Here is a 15,834-nt window from a genome sequence, read left to right as displayed (position 1 = left end):
CGGGCCCGCGTTGTGGGCGGAATCACCAGGACGGAGCCGGGTGGCGCCCGGCCATGCCCCCCGCCGGCCGACCGGCCCGAAGGGCTACGCCCAGAGCTGGCCGTGCAGCGTCGCGATCGCCTCCTCGGTGGTGGCCGCCGTGTAGACACCGGTGGAGAGGTACTTCCAGCCACCGTCGGCGACGATGAAGACCACATCGGCGCTCTGCCCGGCCTTGACCGCCTTACCGGCGACACCGAGGGCGGCATGCAGGGCCGCGCCGGTCGACACGCCCGCGAAAATGCCTTCCTGGGCGAGGAGTTCCCGGGTGCGGGTCACCGCGTCCTCGGAGCCGACGGAGAAGCGGGTGGTCAGCACGGACTCGTCGTACAGCTCGGGGACGAACCCCTCGTCCAGGTTGCGGAGTCCGTAGACGACGTCGTCGTACCGCGGTTCGGCCGCGACGATCTGGACGTCCGGCTTGTTCTCGCGCAGGAAGCGGCCGACGCCCATCAGGGTGCCGGTGGTGCCGAGACCCGCGACGAAGTGGGTGAGGGAGGGCAGGTCGGCGAGGATCTCGGGGCCGGTGGTGGCGTAGTGGGCACCGGCGTTGTCGGGGTTTCCGTACTGGTACAGCATCACCCAGTCCGGGTGCTGCTCCGCCAGCTCCTTGGCCACCCGGACGGCGGTGTTGGAGCCACCGGCGGCGGGCGAGGAGATGATCTCCGCGCCCCACATGGCGAGGAGCTGGCGCCGCTCCTCGCTGGTGTTCTCCGGCATCACGCAGACGATGCGGTAGCCCTTGAGCTTGGCCGCCATCGCGAGCGAGATACCGGTGTTGCCGGAGGTGGGCTCGAGGATGGTGCAGCCGGGGGTCAACCGGCCGTCCTTCTCGGCCTGTTCGATCATATGGAGCGCGGGGCGGTCCTTGATCGAGCCGGTCGGGTTGCGGTCCTCCAGCTTGGCCCAGATCCGTACGTCGGAGGAGGGCGAGAGCCGCGGCAACCGGACGAGCGGCGTATTGCCGACCGCGGCCAGCGGGCTGTCGTACCGCATCAGAGCATGCCCGCCCGTCGCCCGGCCGCCACCCCAGCAGGACGGGGCTCCGCCCCGAGAGCCCCACCTGCGACGGCGGGGAGGATCGTCACGCTGTCGCCGTCCGCGAGCTTGGTGGAGATACCGTCGAGGAAGCGGACGTCCTCGTCGTTCAGATAGACGTTGACGAAGCGGCGCAGCTCACCGCCGTCGACCAGGCGCTCCTGGATCCCGGCGTGCCGGGTCTCGAGGTCGGTGAAGAGCTCGGCAAGCGTGGTCCCGCTGCCCTCGACCGCCTTCTGGCCGTCGGTGTAGGTGCGGAGGATGGTCGGGATGCGGACCTCGATGGCCATGTCTGGGCTCCTGTCGGAGGGCGGGGTGGTCTCCCGGGCCGGAGCGGCCGGGAGGGCGTCGTCGAAGGGCGTCGGGGCGTCTCGGGCGCGCGCTCAGGCGGCCACGGCGCGGCGCGGACACATCGCGCTGGCGAGCCGGCACAGGTCGACGTGGAGCCGCGCCACGAGCAGCATGCCCGGCGTCTTCTCGCTCACGTCATCGAAAACCATGGACTCATCGTATCGATTCCCGGTCCGGGCTCCGGTAGGTCATCCCGTGATACGGACGGGTAACGACCGCGATACGAGACGCGCAGGTCACTCAGGTGCCCGGGACGATCTCGACCTCTTCCTCGGTGACCTCGCCGTCCACGATCCGGAAGGACCGGAACTGGACGGGCCCCTCGTCATTGCCGCATTCGGCCGTGGAGACCAGGACGTAGTGGGCACCGGGCTCATTGGCGTAGGAGATATCGGTGCGTGAGGGGTATGCCTCGGTGGCGGTGTGCGAGTGGTAGATGACCATCGGCTCCTCGTCCCGGTCGTCCATCTCGCGGTAGAGCTTGAGCAGGTCACCCGAGTCGAACTCGTAGAAGGTGGGCGAGCGGGCCGCGTTCAGCATCGGGATGAACCGCTCGGGCCGGCCGCTTCCGGCCGGGCCCGCGATCACGCCGCATGCCTCGTCGGGGTGGTCCGCGCGGGCGTGCGCGACGATCTTGTCGTGGAGCGCCTGGGTGATGGTCAGCATGAGCACACAATAGGAGGCGGGCTCCGGACAGTGGTCCGGAGCCCGCCTGCTGAGATACGGCGCCCGAAAGGCGATACGGCTTACTTGCGCGCGTACTCCGGCTCCGCCTCGGCGCCGGCGCCCGGCTGGCCACCCTCGCGCGACTTCAGCATGAACCAGCCGATCACCAGGAACACGGCCCAGCCGGCGCCCACGTACAGACAGACCCGGGCGTCCTTGTCGTAAGCGATCAGGCAGGTCACGCCGATCAGGAAGATCAGCGCCACCCAGCTGAAGACGGCGCCGCCCGGGGCCGGGAAGGACGAGGCCGGCAGCCGGCCGGAGGTCACGGCCTTGCGGTACTTGATATGGCTGACGAGGATCATCGCCCAGGCCCAGATGCCCGCGGCCGTGGACACCGAGGTGACGTACGTGAACGCCTTCTCCGGGACGACGTAGTTGAGGATCACGCCGATGCCCATCAGCAGCGCCGAGACGGTGATGCCGATGGCCGGGGTCTTACGGGCGTTGAGCAGACCGAAGGCCTTCGGGGCCTCGTTGTTGGCGGCCAGGCCGCGCAGCATCCGGCCGGTGGAGTACATCCCGGAGTTACAGGAGGACAGGGCCGCGGTGAGCACGACGAAGTTGACGATGCCGGCCGCGAACGGGATGCCGATCTTGGAGAAGGCATGCACGAAGGGGCTCTCGCCGGCCGAGAACTCGGTCCACTTGACGACGGCGAGCAGCACCACCAGGGCACCGACGTAGAAGATGATGATGCGCCAGGGCAGCGTGTTGATCGCCTTGGGCAGGGTCTTCTCGGGGTCCTCGGACTCGCCCGCGGTGACGCCGACCAGCTCGACGGCGAGGTAGGCGAACATCACACCCTGGAGGGTCATCAGGCTGTCGCCGATGCCGTTGGGGAAGACCCCGCCGTGGGACCAGAGGTTGGAGGCGGCGGCGGTGTCACCGGCGTCGGAGAAGCCGAGGGTGAGCACGCCCAGGCCGATCACGATCATGCCGATGATGGCGGTGACCTTGACCATCGAGAACCAGAACTCGACCTCACCGAAGATCTTCACCGAGATCAGGTTGACGCCGAACAGCACCACCAGGAAGACCAGGGCGCTGACCCACTGCGGGATCGAGGGGTACCAGTAGTTGATGTAGATGGCGGCGGCCGTGAGCTCGGCCATGCCGGTCACCACCCACATCAGCCAGTACGTCCACCCCGTGACAAAGCCGAAGAACGGGCCGAGGAACTCCCGAACGTACTCCGCGAAGGACCCGGAGACCGGGCGGTAGAGGAGCAGCTCACCGAGCGCTCTCATGATGAAGAAGATGACCACGCCCGCGAGGGCGTACATCAGGATGATGCTCGGGCCGGCCTTGGCGATGTTCGCACCGGCGCCCATGAACAGGCCGACGCCGATGGCGCCACCGATTGCGATCATCTGTACCTGGCGACTGCCCAGGCCGCGCTCATAGCCCTCTTCAGGAGCCGCTGAGGTCATATTGCTGCGCCTTTCTCCCTGTGGCGGCTGGCTGGCGATCGTGAAGATTTACCACGACCGCAACGCTGATCGACCGAGCCGCGTGTGGTGCACGCCACAGGAAGAAGCGGACAAAGGTTACGTCGCGCAATAAAGTTCGCAACCGCAGTGATGCGATCGTTATCCGGAGTTGAGCATCCTCTAAACGAACACTCAGTAATCGCCGGAGGGAGTTATTCCGGCATCAGGGTCTCGACGAGGGTCTCCTGCAGCCCGCCGAGCCAGAAGTACGCCATCACCATCGGCTTGCGCGGATCGGAGTCCGGCAGCCGCAGCAGGTCACCGCCGTCGTCCTCGTCGGTGACCTCCAGCCGGGTCCCGATGGCCAGCCGCAGGTCGTTCAGGGCGGTCAGCCAGTGCCGGGCCCTCTCCGGCGCCAGCTCCAGCACACCCGGGGCCCCGGCGGACGCCCCGGAGGCCAGCGAGTCCAGGTCGCGCACCACCGTCAGGGCGTCGTCGCGCTTGCGCGCCCGCAGGTCGTTCTCGGTGAAGCGGCGGAACTCCGCGGACGCCTCCCGCGCCTCCTTCTCCTCCCGCGGCCCCAGCTCCTGGTCCGGGGCGCGGTAGGCGTCCGGGAACAGCCGGGCCAGCGCGGGATCGGCCGGCGGCTTGCTGGGGCCGTCGGCGAAGAGCGCGTCCAGGGGGTCACCGCCCTCGGCGGGCTGGTCGCCCGGGCCGATCAGCTCGGCGAGCTGCATGGCCAGGCTGCGCAGAATGGAGATCTCGACCTCGTCCAGCGCGAGGGAGGCACCGCCGCCGGGCAGCGGCTCGAAGCGTCCCGACATCAGCGCTCCTGCTGGAGGGTCGCCCACAGGCCGTAGCCGTGCATCGCCTGCACGTCGCGCTCCATCTCCTCGCGGCTGCCGCTCGAGACGATCGCGCGGCCTTTGTGGTGGACGTCGAGCATCAAACGGTGCGCCTTGTCCTTGGGATAGCCGAAATAGCTCTGGAAGACGTAGGTCACATAGCTCATGAGATTGACGGGGTCGTTGTGCACCACCGTCACCCAGGGAACGTCGGGCTCGGGCACCGACATCGGCGCTTCACGGGTTTCGGGACGTTCGATCTCCACGGGCGTGACACTCACACGTCCCATGCTGCCACCCGGCACTGGTCGTCGCATAAACCGGCACCCAGATCTCGTCAGTCTGACGAGTACGGGAGGTAGCATCGTCAACCATGGACACTGCGGACTTGGGACTGCCGGTGGACGTGCCGTCGACCGCACTCTTCACCGACCGGTACGAACTCACCATGCTGCAGGCCGCGCTGCGGGCGGGCACCGCCGACCGCCGCTCGGTCTTCGAGGTATTCACCAGGCGCCTCCCCGAGGGCCGCCGCTACGGTGTCGTCGCGGGCACCGGGCGGGTGCTGGACGCCGTCGAGAACTTCCGCTTCGACAGCGACGTCCTGGACTTCCTCGCCCAGCAGCGGATCGTGGACGAGCCGACGCTCACCTGGCTCGCCGACTACCGCTTCCGCGGCGACATCTGGGGCTACCCCGAGGGCGAGGTCTACTTCCCCGGCTCGCCGATCATGCGGGTGGAGGGCACCTTCGCCGAGGCGGTGCTGCTGGAGACGGTCATCCTCTCCATCTTCAACCACGACTCCGCGGTGGCCGCCGCCGCGTCCCGGATGTCCACCGCCGCCGGCGGCCGGCCGCTCATCGAGATGGGCGCCCGCCGCACCCATGAGCTGGCCGCCGTCGCCGCCGCCCGCGCCGCCTACGTCGGCGGCTTCGCCACCACCTCCGACCTCGCGGCCGGATTCCGCTACAACATCCCCACCGTGGGCACCAGCGCCCACGCCTTCACCCTGCTGCACGACAGCGAGCGGGACGCCTTCACGGCGCAGGTCCAGGCACACGGCAGCGGCACCACCCTGCTGGTGGACACCTATGACGTCGCCGAGGCGGTGCGCACCGCCGTGGAGGTGGCCGGCAAGGGCCTGGGCGCCGTAAGGATCGACTCCGGCGATCTGCTGCTGCTCGCCCACCGGGTGCGCCAGCAGCTCGACGAGCTGGGCGCCAAGAACACCAGGATCACGGTGACCAGCGATCTCGACGAGTACGCGATCGCCTCGCTGGCCGCGGCCCCCGTGGACGCGTACGGGGTCGGCACCCAGCTCGTCACCGGCAGCGGCCACCCCACCTGCTCGATGGTCTACAAGCTGGTCGCGCGGGCCGGTTCGGACACCCCGGACGCGCCGCTGCTGCCGGTGGCCAAGAAGTCCATGGGCGCGAAGTCCTCGGTGGGCGGCCGCAAATGGGCGGCGCGGCGGGTGGACGAGCACGGTGTGGCCGAGGCCGAGGTGGTCGGCACCGGTGCGGTTCCCGAGGAGCTGGCGGGCCATCAGCTACTGGTGGAGCTGGTGCGCGGCGGCGAGATCGTGGGCCGGGAGCCGCTGGACGCGGCGCGGGACCGGCATATCGCGGCCCGGGCCGGGCTGCCGCTGTCGGCGACCCAGCTCTCGCGCGGGGAGCCGGTCCTGCCCACCGAGTACCTGCCGGTCTGAGGCGCGTCATGAGGGGGAACGCGGGGCATGCCCACTGCCGCAATCGACGCGGAGTGTCTACCCTCGGTGACATGCACCGGGCACTGATCGTCGTCGACATCCAGAACGACTTCTGCGAGGGCGGAAGCCTCGCGGTGACGGGGGGCGCGGATGTCGCCGCCGCGATCACCGATCTGATCGGGGAGGCGACGCCCGGTTACCGCCATATCGTCGCCACGCGTGATCACCACATCGCCCCGGGCGATCACTTCTCGGACAACCCGGACTACGAGCACACCTGGCCGGTGCACTGCGTCGCGGGCACCGAGGGTGTCGGGTTCCACCCGAACTTCGCGCCCGCCGTCGGCTCCGGCGCGATCGAGGCGGTCTTCGACAAGGGCACGTACAAGGCGGCGTACAGCGGTTTCGAGGGCATCGACGAGCACGGCACCTCGCTCGCCCAGTGGCTGCGCGAGCGGGAGGTGACCGAGGTGGACGTGGTGGGCATCGCCACCGACCACTGCGTCCGGGCCACGGCGCTGGACGCGCGCCGCGAGGGGTTCGCCACGCATGTCCTGCTGGACCTGACCGCGGGCGTCTCCCCGGACACGACCGAGCGCGCCCTGGGCGAGCTGCGGGCGGCCGGGGTCGAGCTCAGCGGCAAGCCGGTCGTCTGAGGGCGCGGGAGGCGCTCTGGGCGCCTCCCAGCCGCCCTGGCGGCCCCTGCGGCCGCCCTCCGGGCCCCGGCGTTACGAGGGGCCCCAGCGCTAGGAGGTGCCCCGGCGTTACGAGGCCGGGGCCGACGGTCTGAGCAGAGCGGCGATCGGATGCCAGAGCTCCCCTCCCCGGTCCGGCGCGGTGCGCCAGACCAGCCCGTCGGGATGGTGCAGCACCGCCGTCACCTCGTCGGGTGTCGGCGGGGCCATATTGCCGCGCAGGTAGACGGCGCGAAGCCCGAGATTGCGCAGCCTGGTCAGGGCGCGCTGGCGGTTCATGGCGTGTACCAGGACGCGGACGCCGCCCTCGCCCAGCGGGCTCGGCAGCGTCAGTGCGACCACCACGCTGCCGCCGGGCAGCTTGGTGAATCCTCCGTTGGCCATTGCGGGTCATGTCCCCCGTGAGACGTCGTGTCAACAAGTTGGTCGTAGGGGCATCTAAACGCGAACGGCCGCCGCCCGCTAGGGGGCGACGGCCGCTGCCGCTCTGACCTGCGATAACGCAGACGGTGTGGATCTAGGAGGCGGACGGTCCGACCTGGACGGTCATCGTCGACCCGCCCGGGAGCTCCTTGAGGATCTTGACCCGGGTGTTGGTGTCAGCAATCTTCACACTGCCGGTCGGATTGCTCTTGTCCCAGTACGTCCCCTTGTGGTCATCGAAGACCGGGATGCCCGGCTTCGGCTTCACCTTGGCGGCCTTACCGTCGTTGTGCAGCGTGAAGCCGTCCGACGGGAGCCGGCTGAAGGGCGAGTCGTACGCCTGGATCCGGTTGCGCATCAGCGTGCCGTCCGCCCACTTCTCGGGGGTGGCGTGCGCGTCGATCGGCAGGATCAGACCGCTGCCCGGGTGGACGCCGACGTTGTTGTCCGGCTGCGAGGTGTCCCACTGCCAGATCAGCAGGCCGTTCTGGTACGGGAAGTGCTCGACCCAGTCGGGCCGGGTGGAGGCCCAGCCGAAGTTGTACGGACCGGTCTTCAGGGTGGTGTCGTACGACACGTACTGGCGGTTCTCGGCGATGTAGTACTGCGGGTAGTCCTTGCTGAAGGACGCGCCGATGCGCGAGAAGCCGTTCGCGGTCCAGCCGTTGTCATCGCCCTCGGCGCCGTCGCTGAAGACCGGGGTGCCATCGGCGGTCAGGGTGATCGCGTCGGCCGCGAAGCCCTTCTGCGCCACACCGCCGTCGGTCTGGTAGCGGAAGCGGAGCTCGATCTTCTTGCCCGCGTAGGCGTCCAGCGGGAAGGAGAGCTTCTTGTACGCCCCGGCGGTGCCGGTCAGCGCGGGCTTGTCACCGGCGTCGCGCGGGATGGCCTTGCCGTCCGCCGTACCGTCGATCGGCGTCCAGTTGGCGCCGCCGTCCGTGGAGACCTCGGTGTAGAGGTAGTCGAAGTTCTCCTCGATGTCCCACCAGCCCTGGAGGTCCAGGCTGGCCTTGGACTTACCGGTGAGGTCCACGGACCGGGTCAGGGTGTTCTTCAGGTCGTCCCCCATCCCGCTCCACCACTGCTTGGTGCCCTCGGCGGGGGCGACCACCTCGGTGGTGACGGGCTTGGCGGGCAACTCGACGACCAGCGCCTGCTTGTTCTTGGTGTTGTACTCCGCGACCCCGAGCGTGTGGGTCGACTTCTTGCCGGCCTTGGCCGTGGCGTAGTTCAGCCACCCGAGCTGCAGCTTGTCCCAGGCGTTCATATCGCCGGGCAGATCGCCGATGGCGTCCTTACCGGTGCCGAGCCAGGATCCCGCGGACATCAGCGACCAGTAGGCGACGGACGACTCCCCCTTACCGGTGGTGTCGTACTCGTCCGGCAGGCCCAGGTCATGGCCGTACTCATGGGCGAAGACGCCGAGGCCGCCGTTCTCCGGCTGCATCGTGTAGTCGCCGACCCAGATGCCGGTGTCGCCGATCTGCGTACCGCCCGACTTGTTCTCGCCCGGGCCGGTGTTGCCCGCGTCGGTGCCGTACGCGTACCAGCGGTGCGCCCAGATCGCGTTCTCGCCCTCGGCCCCGCCGCCCGCGGACTCGTCCTCACCGGCGTGGACGATCTGGAAGTGGTCGATGTAGCCGTCGGGCTCGTTGAAGTTGCCGTCGGCGTCGTAGTCGTAGCGGTCCCACTGGTCGTACTTGGCCAGGTCCGCCTTGATCTGCGCGTCGGTGCGGCCGGCCGCCTTCTGGTCCTTGGCCCACTGGTTGACGCCGTCGCGGATCAGGTCCCAGGCGTTGGCGCAGTTGGTGTCGCCGCAGTAGTTGGAGCCGTACCGGGCCTCGTTCCAGTCGACCTTGACCCAGTCGGAGACCTCGCCGTCCACGGAGTAGCGGCCCGAGGACTGCTTCTCGTAGTACTTCTTCAGGGACTCCTTCTTCTTGTCCTTGGAGAAGTAGAGGTCCTGGAAGTGCTCGCGGTTGTAGTCCTTCTGCCAGGCCGTGCTGTTGTCGTCGGCGCGGTCCGGCTCGGCGATGGTGTTGTGCGCCGGGCCCGGCTCGCCGCCGTACTTCTTCACCGGCGGCTCGGGGCCGTCACCGTCCGGGTCGTACATGGTGGTGTCGTCCACCTTGTCGCCGAACTCGACCAGGATGGTGAAGATCTTGTCGGTCTTCTCCCGGGCCAGCTCGACGTACTTTCCCTTGCCGAGCTTCACCACCTTCGACGCCCCGCGCGTGGTCGCCTTGGTGTCGCCGGAGATGACCTGACGCAGCGCCTCCTGGCGCTGCGCTTCCTGCTGCTTGCTGTACGGGCCCTCGAGATCGTGCTGGACATCCGTCTTCGCGGGCGCCGGATCATGGCGCTCAACACGCGTAGACGGCGCGTCCGCCTGAGCCATGCCAGTCGAGAGTGCCGCCGCGCCGAGCGCGGCCACCACGGTGGCTATGGCGGCCGATCTGGCCGTTCTCCGTTGGCTGTTCACTCGCTCAGTCCTCCCCTTTCACACCGGTGCCGGACATTTGACCGGAGTGGCAGGAGAAAAGACAGACCTTGACTTGGACTGATGGGGCAAGTACGTTCTGCGATCCCGGCGTTCCGGTTAACGGACAGCAACGGGCGCGCCGTGCACGCCGGTTGGAACAGCCGATGATTCCGTGCGCCCCCTGTGCAACGGCGCCGTGGGTGAGGTCACGCTTACTTCCGTTCCCCCTCGGGCATTCACCACCGTAGAGTCAAGCTGACGGTCACATCAGCCTGACCCATGCCCCCTGCATATCGCCCTTGAGGACGGATACCGCCATGCCGCGTCCGACTCCTGCACAGCTTGCCTATGGTTCGGCCACCGTCGTTCTTTCGACCTTCGCCATGCTGCTGCTGTCCCAGACCCAATCGGGACTCGGTATCGCGGTGGTCACCGTGGTCGGGCTCGCCTCCGGGCTCCTCGTCGCCGTCACCGTGCCGGTGGCCCGGGTGTCCCGCCCCAGCCGCACCGTCCGCACCAGCAGCCCCGCGGCGGGATCCGGACCGGCCGACTCGGCGGGGGCGCGCACCCGGGCGCACGCCGACTCAATGCGCGGCTGACACCACCACGGTCCGCGCGGCCTTGTCGTGCAGACAGCGCTGGAACGGCTTGTCCCACAGCAGGGAGGCCGAGTTGACCAGCCAGAAAACCGTGCCGACGAGCAGCGGGATCAGCATCCCGGGCAGCACGTAGACCGCCGCACGGACCCAGCCCTGACCGGCCGGCACATCCCCGTCGGACAGCATCGCCACCCGGATGCGCAGCGCCCTCTTGCCGAGCGTCTGTCCGCTGCGGGCCAGCATGACGCCCTCGTAGCCGAAGTAGACGGCCATCGTGATGATGAGCGCGAGGGTCACCTTGCCCATGTGCTGCTCGCCCGGGTGGTTCATCGTGTACTGGAGCGCGCCGGTCGCGATGAGCGCCACCGTCCAGATGACGCCGAGGACGATGATGTCGATGAGCCGGGCGGCGAAGCGCTGACCAGGGGTGGCCAGCGGGGGCATCCCGGCGGGGAACGCGTGCGGGGGCGAGGACAGCGGGTCGGGGGCCATGCCCCGATTACATCAGCGCTCCCGGTGGACCGGAAGCTCAGGGTGGCACCTCGGGGGCTCGGGGGCTCGGGGGCTCGGGGGCTCGGGGGGCTCAGGGCACGGCCGAGACCACGAGGGTCTTGGCCGCCTTGTCGTGCAGGCACTGCCGGTACGGCCGGTCCCAGGTGCACCACAACACATTGATCAGCCAGAAGAGGAAGCCACAGCAGGGCACGATCTCGGGCAGGGCGTACACCCCGGCGCGCACCCAGCCCGCCTGACCGGCCGGCGGCTGGCCGTTCTCCAGCAGGGCGACCCGGATCTTCATCGCCTTCTTGCCGACGGTCTGGCCGTCCCGGGTCAGCATCAGCCCCTCGTAGACGAAGTAGATCAGGACGTAGATCAGCGTGACGATGGTCGAACGGGCGCTGCCGTCGACCGGGTCGTAGCCGCCGGCGATCGCGCTCAGGACGAGCCCGACCGGGATGCCGATGAGCAGCGCGTCGATGATCCGGGCGATCAGACGGCGGCCGAGGTGCGCGAGCGGGGGCATCCCGGCGTACGGCTCGGCCCCGGCGGTGTGGTCCCCGTACGGGGATCCGTTCGCCCGCGGATATTTGGCGAACGGATCGCTGCTGTCCCGGTCCCGGGGCTCATCGGGCCCGGGGGGCGGCTGGTCGGTGCTCATGGCCCGAGTCGACCCCGGAGCCGGGCCTGTCGCATCCGGCGCGCACCGTTCGGGCGATCGGGATCGTCCATCCGCCTCAGCGAGGGCGGGCGAGGCGGAGGCTCAGGGGTCGGGAAGGGAACGGCGGCGCTCACCCGGCCGCGGCCGTGCTCACCCGGCCGCGGCCGTGCTCAGTCGGCCGCCGCGATGAAGGTGCGGGCCGCCTTGTCGTGCCAGCACTGCCGCCACGGGCGGTCGAACAGGCACCACAGCACGTTCAGCACGCCGATGACGAGCACCCCCAGCACCGAGTAGACCAGCCAGCGGCGCAGCGCGGCGCCGAAGGACGGGGTGTCGTGCCCCTCGATGTCCAGCACCCGCACCCCGCTCAGCTTCTTGCCCAGAGTGCGGCCCCACTTGGCGGTCGGCAGCGTCTCCAGGACGACGCCGAGGACGAGCAGCAGACCGAGGACGATGCCGAGATAGCCGCCGGTCGTGCCGTCCAGGAAGTAGACCGTGACGGTCTCACCGCTCTGCTTGGCCGTCTCGACCTTCTCGTCGATGTGGTCGCTCGCCTTGCCCCACAGCGGGAACGCGACGGCGCCGACGACGCCGAGCAGCACGACCGTGTCGATCAGCCGGGCGGCGAGGCGGCGGCCGAGCGGGGCGGGCCGTCCCTGGGCCTGGGCGGCCAGCAGGAAGGGGTTGTCGACGGGCGGCTTCCAGGGGATGACGCCCTCGGGCGCACCCGGCGGGGCGCCATGCGGTGCCGCCTGCGGGGCGCCCTGCGCCGGGCCGGGCTGCTGGGCGAACTGGTGCCCCTGCTGCTGCCAGGCCGGGCCGCCGCCCTGGGCGGGGATACCGCCGAAGGGCTGCTGGGGCTGCTGGGGCTGCTGGGGCTGGTACGGCTGCGGGGGCTGCTGAGGCTGGTGTGTCCGTGGAGGCTGCTGGGGCTGGCGCGGGGGCTGGGCCGGGGGTGCCGCTTCGGCGCCCTTGCGCGAGCCACCGCGGCCGATCGCCCGGATCGCCATCGTCCCGTCGTCGCGGCCGGACGCCGGGTTCCGGCCCTGCCCCTGACCCTGGCCCTGGCCCGTCGTGGGTGCCGCTCCGTCGCCGCGCCCCACCGCGCGGATCGTCATCGTTCCGTCGCTCACCGGAGCGGGCGTCTCCCCGTCGTCCGCCGAGGGCAGCTCCGGGGCCCGGCGCACCGGCGGCAGGGCCTGCGTCGAGCGGTCCACCGTCCCGCCGCTGCCGCCCGCGCGCATGGTCAACGTGCCCTCATCGCGTCCGGCACCCTCGCCCGGGCCCGCCCGCCGCGGGTCGGGCACCCCAGGCCACTGCCCGCCATCGGCCTGCCCACCACCGGCCTGGGCGTCGCCAGGGGCGTCCGTCTCCGAGCCCCAGGAGACCCGGTGGTCCTGCTCGCCGCCGAATCCGCCCTGCCGGGAGGCGTCCGCCTGCCAGGCCGACCCGGCATCGGGGCGGGTGCCGTACAGCCGCTGGGGATCGTTCCAGTCGACGGACGCCGGGACCCCGCCGGGCGGCACCGGCTGCGCCCCCATGCCACCGGCCGCCGCCTCAGGCGGCCCGCCCGTGCCCCGGACGTCCATCTCGGCGCTCCGGCGCAGCTCGGGCAGTGCGCTGCCGGTCTCCTCCACGGGCCGCGGCGCCGGCTCCTCGTCCAGGAACATCGGGCCCGTCTCGTCCGGCGCCGGGCTGATCACCTGGGTATGGGTGACGCCGGGCGGCGGCGCGGGCATGGCCTCGCCCGCGGCCGGGGCGGGACGGCTGGTGCCGGGCACCCAGGCGGCACCGTTCCAGTAACGGATGTAGCCGGGGATGGACGGATCAGGATAAAAGCCAGGAATGGAGCTGCCGTCCGCGGATCCTGAGGTAGGGGCGCTCATGATCTCCGATGTCCCATATCTGCTCGGCCGTGCTGTACTGCGCTGCGCCTTTACGGTGCCTCGCGGTGAGGGGGGCGTAAGCAGTTTGCCGTACAGGAGCCGCTGTGCAACCCGGAACGCGCGCTGTCATGGTCTATCAGACCGGCCCGCCGACGGCGCCCACAGCTCCTCGCCACCACTCTCCCGTGCGAGCGCCACGAAGCCTTACGAGCGGCGACGGCCCGCCTGGCACCGCCCGGCCTAGGTTCAACAGACCTACTTTGACACGCTCGGATGGCACTTCCGTTGCCAATACTGGAACCCATGGACCGCAATACCGAGCTCAGTGAGTTCCTGCGGACCCGCAGGGCTCGCCTGAGCCCTGGGGACGCGGGCGTGAGCGTGACCAACGACAGCCCCCGTCGAGTGCCGGGGCTGCGCCGCGAGGAGCTGGCGCAGCTGGCCGGGGTGAGCACGGACTACTACACGCGTCTGGAACAGGGCCGCCACCTCAATGTGTCGGAGACGGTGCTGGACGCCGTGGCCCGTGCGCTGCAGCTCGACGACACCGAGCGCGCGTACCTCTTCGAGCTGACCCGGCCGCGCCCCCGGCGCACGGTGCGCCGCCGGCCGCCCCGCCCCCAGCGGGTGCGGCCCGGGGTGCATGCGCTGCTGCGGACGCTGGACGGGATCTCACCGGCCTTCGTCCTCGGCCGCAGGGGCGATGTCCTGGCCTCCAACCGGCTGGCCCGGGCGCTGATCATCGACTTCGAGGCGCTCCCGCACCACGAGCGCAACATAGCCCGTTTCATGTTCCTCGACGAGGCGGCCCGTTCCCTGTGGACGGACTGGGAGACGGTCGCGGCGGAGATGGTGGCCTCACTCCGGCTGGAGGCCGGGCGCCATCCCGAGGACCCCCGCCTGACCGAGCTGGTGGGCGAGCTCACCATCAAGAGCCCGGACTTCCGCAAGTGGTGGGCGGACCACAACGTGCGGGAGAAGACCCACGGCGTCAAGCGCTACCACCATCCGGTGGTCGGGGACATGACGTTGTCCTATGAGAACGTGGCCGTTCCCGGCGATCCCGACCAGGCGCTGTGTATGTACACGGTCGAGCCCGGCTCCCCCTCCGAGGCGGCCCTGCGGCTGCTGGCGAGCTGGACCGCGCCTCCTTCCGCCCGTTCCTCCGCGCCCTCTTCCGGTGCGCGTCCTTCGGGGGGACCGTCCTCCGACGTTTCCCCCTGATCTCACCGATTTCACACTATTTACACCATTAGCGCTATTCGCCTGACCACCCCCATGCCTGCCACCCCCCGCATTCATCGCATTCCCCTCATTTCTTCCAAGGAGACAGCTCTATGACCACCAGCGTCACCGCCTACGCAGCCCCCGCTCCGAAGGCCCCGCTGGAAAAGACCACCGTCGAGCGCCGCGCACTGCGCGAGCACGACATCCTCATCGAGATCGCCTACGCCGGTATCTGCCACTCCGACATCCACCAGGCCCGCGAGGAATGGGGCTCCGCCCAGTTCCCGATGGTGCCCGGCCATGAGATCGCCGGTGTGGTCGCCGAGGTCGGCCCCGGTGTGACCAAGTACGCCGTGGGCGACCGGGTCGGCGTGGGCTGCTTCGTCGACTCCTGCCGCGAGTGCGAGAACTGCCTCGCGGGCGAGGAGCAGTTCTGCCTCAAGGGCGAGGTGGCCACGTACAACGGCAACGAGTACGACGGCGCCCCCACCTACGGTGGCTACAGCACCCACATCGTGGTGGACGAGAACTACGCCCTGCGCATCCCCGAGGGGATTTCGCTGGACATCGCCGCCCCGCTGCTGTGCGCCGGGATCACCCTCTACTCCCCGCTCGCCCACTGGAACGCCGGTCCCGGTAAGAAGGTCGCCATCGTCGGCCTGGGCGGCCTCGGCCACATGGGCGTGAAGATCGCCCATGCGATGGGCGCCGAGGTGACCGTGCTGAGCCAGACGCTCCGTAAGAAGGACGACGGGCTGCGGCTGGGCGCCGACCACTTCTACGCCACCGGTGACGACTCCACCTTCACCGAGCTGGCCGGCACCTTCGACCTGATCGTCAACACGACCTCGGCGAACCTCCCGCTGGACGGCTACCTGTCGCTGCTGAAGGTCGACGGCACGCTGGTGCACGTGGGTGCGCCGGAGAACCCCAGCGCCTTCAGCCAGTTCTCGCTGATCATGGGCCGCAAGTCGATGGCCGGGTCGAAGATCGGCAGCATCCGGGAGACGCAGGAGATGCTGGACTTCTGCGCCGAGCACGGGCTCGGCGCGGAGATCGAGGTGATCAACGGCGACCAGATCAACGAAGCGTACGACCGCGTCGTGAGCAGCGATGTGCGGTACCGCTTCGTGATCGACATCGCCTCCCTGAATGCCTGATCGACGTCGCCTCGCTGACGGCGTGATCAGGTTCTGAAGCCGAGGCCGTCCGGACCACCCCCG

Annotated in this window: 17 protein-coding genes; 5 read left to right on the top strand and 12 right to left on the bottom strand. The window is 69.8% G+C overall.

Annotation, left to right across the window (positions count from 1 at the left end; genetic code table 11):
• Window positions 1-84 precede the first annotated feature (84 nt).
• The 7 genes from J5X86_RS29540 to clpS all read right to left on the bottom strand — a co-directional run bounded on the left by J5X86_RS29540 (window position 85) and on the right by clpS (window position 4,722).
• Window positions 85-1,035 (bottom strand): PLP-dependent cysteine synthase family protein, encoded by a 951-nt coding sequence (locus tag J5X86_RS29540; RefSeq protein ID WP_078641698.1) that lies wholly within the window; start codon window positions 1,033-1,035, stop codon window positions 85-87.
• Window positions 1,035-1,367: a MoaD/ThiS family protein gene (locus tag J5X86_RS29535; protein WP_208519754.1), complete on the bottom strand. Its 333-nt coding sequence runs from the start codon at window positions 1,365-1,367 to the stop codon at window positions 1,035-1,037. The genes J5X86_RS29540 and J5X86_RS29535 overlap by 1 nt, the downstream gene beginning before the upstream one ends.
• 93 nt (window positions 1,368-1,460) lie before the next feature.
• Complete coding sequence (locus J5X86_RS53005; protein WP_014061047.1) at window positions 1,461-1,577, bottom strand: putative leader peptide; 117 nt, start codon at window positions 1,575-1,577, stop codon at window positions 1,461-1,463.
• 91 nt (window positions 1,578-1,668) lie between these two features.
• Window positions 1,669-2,094: a Mov34/MPN/PAD-1 family protein gene (locus tag J5X86_RS29530; protein WP_208519753.1), complete on the bottom strand. Its 426-nt coding sequence runs from the start codon at window positions 2,092-2,094 to the stop codon at window positions 1,669-1,671.
• A gap of 80 nt (window positions 2,095-2,174) precedes the next feature.
• A complete protein-coding gene (locus tag J5X86_RS29525) occupies window positions 2,175-3,587 on the bottom strand; it encodes an amino acid permease (protein WP_208519752.1) in 1,413 nt (470 codons plus the stop codon).
• A gap of 212 nt (window positions 3,588-3,799) precedes the next feature.
• Window positions 3,800-4,411, bottom strand: a complete 612-nt coding sequence (locus tag J5X86_RS29520) for a DUF2017 domain-containing protein (RefSeq protein WP_208519751.1) — start codon at window positions 4,409-4,411, stop codon at window positions 3,800-3,802.
• Window positions 4,411-4,722 (bottom strand): ATP-dependent Clp protease adapter ClpS, encoded by a 312-nt coding sequence (gene clpS / locus J5X86_RS29515; RefSeq protein WP_208519750.1) that lies wholly within the window; start codon window positions 4,720-4,722, stop codon window positions 4,411-4,413. The genes J5X86_RS29520 and clpS overlap by 1 nt, the downstream gene beginning before the upstream one ends.
• A gap of 83 nt (window positions 4,723-4,805) precedes the next feature.
• Here clpS and J5X86_RS29510 point away from each other — a divergent pair, with 83 nt between their 5' ends.
• Together J5X86_RS29510 and J5X86_RS29505 are read left to right on the top strand one after the other, a co-directional pair.
• Window positions 4,806-6,140, top strand: a complete 1,335-nt coding sequence (locus J5X86_RS29510) for a nicotinate phosphoribosyltransferase (protein ID WP_208519749.1) — start codon at window positions 4,806-4,808, stop codon at window positions 6,138-6,140.
• A gap of 71 nt (window positions 6,141-6,211) precedes the next feature.
• Complete coding sequence (locus tag J5X86_RS29505) at window positions 6,212-6,796, top strand: nicotinamidase (RefSeq protein WP_208519748.1); 585 nt, start codon at window positions 6,212-6,214, stop codon at window positions 6,794-6,796.
• Between the two features lie 108 nt (window positions 6,797-6,904).
• On the opposite strand, the gene J5X86_RS29500 is transcribed toward J5X86_RS29505, so the two are convergent.
• On the bottom strand, window positions 6,905-7,219 hold the full coding sequence (locus J5X86_RS29500) for a hypothetical protein (RefSeq protein WP_014061054.1): 315 nt from the start codon (window positions 7,217-7,219) through the stop codon (window positions 6,905-6,907).
• A gap of 133 nt (window positions 7,220-7,352) precedes the next feature.
• Window positions 7,353-9,740, bottom strand: a complete 2,388-nt coding sequence (locus J5X86_RS29495; RefSeq protein ID WP_208519747.1) for an immune inhibitor A domain-containing protein — start codon at window positions 9,738-9,740, stop codon at window positions 7,353-7,355.
• Window positions 9,741-10,057: 317 nt separating this feature from the next.
• On the opposite strand from J5X86_RS29495, the gene J5X86_RS29490 reads away from it, so the two are divergent.
• Window positions 10,058-10,339, top strand: a complete 282-nt coding sequence (locus J5X86_RS29490; protein ID WP_208519746.1) for a hypothetical protein — start codon at window positions 10,058-10,060, stop codon at window positions 10,337-10,339.
• Here J5X86_RS29490 and J5X86_RS29485 read toward each other — a convergent pair.
• From J5X86_RS29485 to J5X86_RS29475, 3 genes are all read right to left on the bottom strand, one after another.
• On the bottom strand, window positions 10,325-10,831 hold the full coding sequence (locus J5X86_RS29485; protein ID WP_208519745.1) for an RDD family protein: 507 nt from the start codon (window positions 10,829-10,831) through the stop codon (window positions 10,325-10,327). The genes J5X86_RS29490 and J5X86_RS29485 overlap by 15 nt on opposite strands.
• Window positions 10,832-10,922: 91 nt before the next feature.
• Complete coding sequence (locus tag J5X86_RS29480) at window positions 10,923-11,498, bottom strand: RDD family protein (RefSeq protein WP_208519744.1); 576 nt, start codon at window positions 11,496-11,498, stop codon at window positions 10,923-10,925.
• Window positions 11,499-11,668: 170 nt separating this feature from the next.
• Window positions 11,669-13,384: an RDD family protein gene (locus J5X86_RS29475; RefSeq protein ID WP_208519743.1), complete on the bottom strand. Its 1,716-nt coding sequence runs from the start codon at window positions 13,382-13,384 to the stop codon at window positions 11,669-11,671.
• Between the two features lie 303 nt (window positions 13,385-13,687).
• Here J5X86_RS29475 and J5X86_RS29470 point away from each other — a divergent pair, with 303 nt between their 5' ends.
• Both J5X86_RS29470 and J5X86_RS29465 read left to right on the top strand, forming a co-directional pair.
• Window positions 13,688-14,608 (top strand): helix-turn-helix transcriptional regulator, encoded by a 921-nt coding sequence (locus tag J5X86_RS29470; RefSeq protein ID WP_208519742.1) that lies wholly within the window; start codon window positions 13,688-13,690, stop codon window positions 14,606-14,608.
• Window positions 14,609-14,721: 113 nt separating this feature from the next.
• Window positions 14,722-15,771, top strand: a complete 1,050-nt coding sequence (locus J5X86_RS29465) for an NAD(P)-dependent alcohol dehydrogenase (RefSeq protein WP_208519741.1) — start codon at window positions 14,722-14,724, stop codon at window positions 15,769-15,771.
• Window positions 15,772-15,834: the final 63 nt, after the last annotated feature.

The organism is Streptomyces sp. NEAU-YJ-81, assembly GCF_017592595.1.
GTDB classification, from domain to species: domain Bacteria; phylum Actinomycetota; class Actinomycetes; order Streptomycetales; family Streptomycetaceae; genus Streptomyces; species Streptomyces hygroscopicus_B.
This window is presented reverse-complemented; position numbering and strand designations above follow the sequence as displayed.

Bases quoted from the DNA above. Each gene is read 5' to 3' on its own strand.
- J5X86_RS29540 (WP_078641698.1), bottom strand. From the start codon at position 1,035: ATGCGGTACGACAGCCCGCTGGCCGCGGTCGGCAATACGCCGCTCGTC.
- J5X86_RS29535 (WP_208519754.1), bottom strand. From the start codon at position 1,367: ATGGCCATCGAGGTCCGCATCCCGACCATCCTCCGCACCTACACCGAC.
- J5X86_RS53005 (WP_014061047.1), bottom strand. From the start codon at position 1,577: ATGGTTTTCGATGACGTGAGCGAGAAGACGCCGGGCATGCTGCTCGTG.
- J5X86_RS29530 (WP_208519753.1), bottom strand. From the start codon at position 2,094: ATGCTGACCATCACCCAGGCGCTCCACGACAAGATCGTCGCGCACGCC.
- J5X86_RS29525 (WP_208519752.1), bottom strand. From the start codon at position 3,587: ATGACCTCAGCGGCTCCTGAAGAGGGCTATGAGCGCGGCCTGGGCAGT.
- J5X86_RS29520 (WP_208519751.1), bottom strand. From the start codon at position 4,411: ATGTCGGGACGCTTCGAGCCGCTGCCCGGCGGCGGTGCCTCCCTCGCG.
- clpS (WP_208519750.1), bottom strand. From the start codon at position 4,722: ATGGGACGTGTGAGTGTCACGCCCGTGGAGATCGAACGTCCCGAAACC.
- J5X86_RS29510 (WP_208519749.1), top strand. From the start codon at position 4,806: ATGGACACTGCGGACTTGGGACTGCCGGTGGACGTGCCGTCGACCGCA.
- J5X86_RS29505 (WP_208519748.1), top strand. From the start codon at position 6,212: ATGCACCGGGCACTGATCGTCGTCGACATCCAGAACGACTTCTGCGAG.
- J5X86_RS29500 (WP_014061054.1), bottom strand. From the start codon at position 7,219: ATGGCCAACGGAGGATTCACCAAGCTGCCCGGCGGCAGCGTGGTGGTC.
- J5X86_RS29490 (WP_208519746.1), top strand. From the start codon at position 10,058: ATGCCGCGTCCGACTCCTGCACAGCTTGCCTATGGTTCGGCCACCGTC.
- J5X86_RS29485 (WP_208519745.1), bottom strand. From the start codon at position 10,831: ATGGCCCCCGACCCGCTGTCCTCGCCCCCGCACGCGTTCCCCGCCGGG.
- J5X86_RS29480 (WP_208519744.1), bottom strand. From the start codon at position 11,498: ATGAGCACCGACCAGCCGCCCCCCGGGCCCGATGAGCCCCGGGACCGG.
- J5X86_RS29475 (WP_208519743.1), bottom strand. From the start codon at position 13,384: ATGAGCGCCCCTACCTCAGGATCCGCGGACGGCAGCTCCATTCCTGGC.
- J5X86_RS29470 (WP_208519742.1), top strand. From the start codon at position 13,688: ATGGACCGCAATACCGAGCTCAGTGAGTTCCTGCGGACCCGCAGGGCT.
- J5X86_RS29465 (WP_208519741.1), top strand. From the start codon at position 14,722: ATGACCACCAGCGTCACCGCCTACGCAGCCCCCGCTCCGAAGGCCCCG.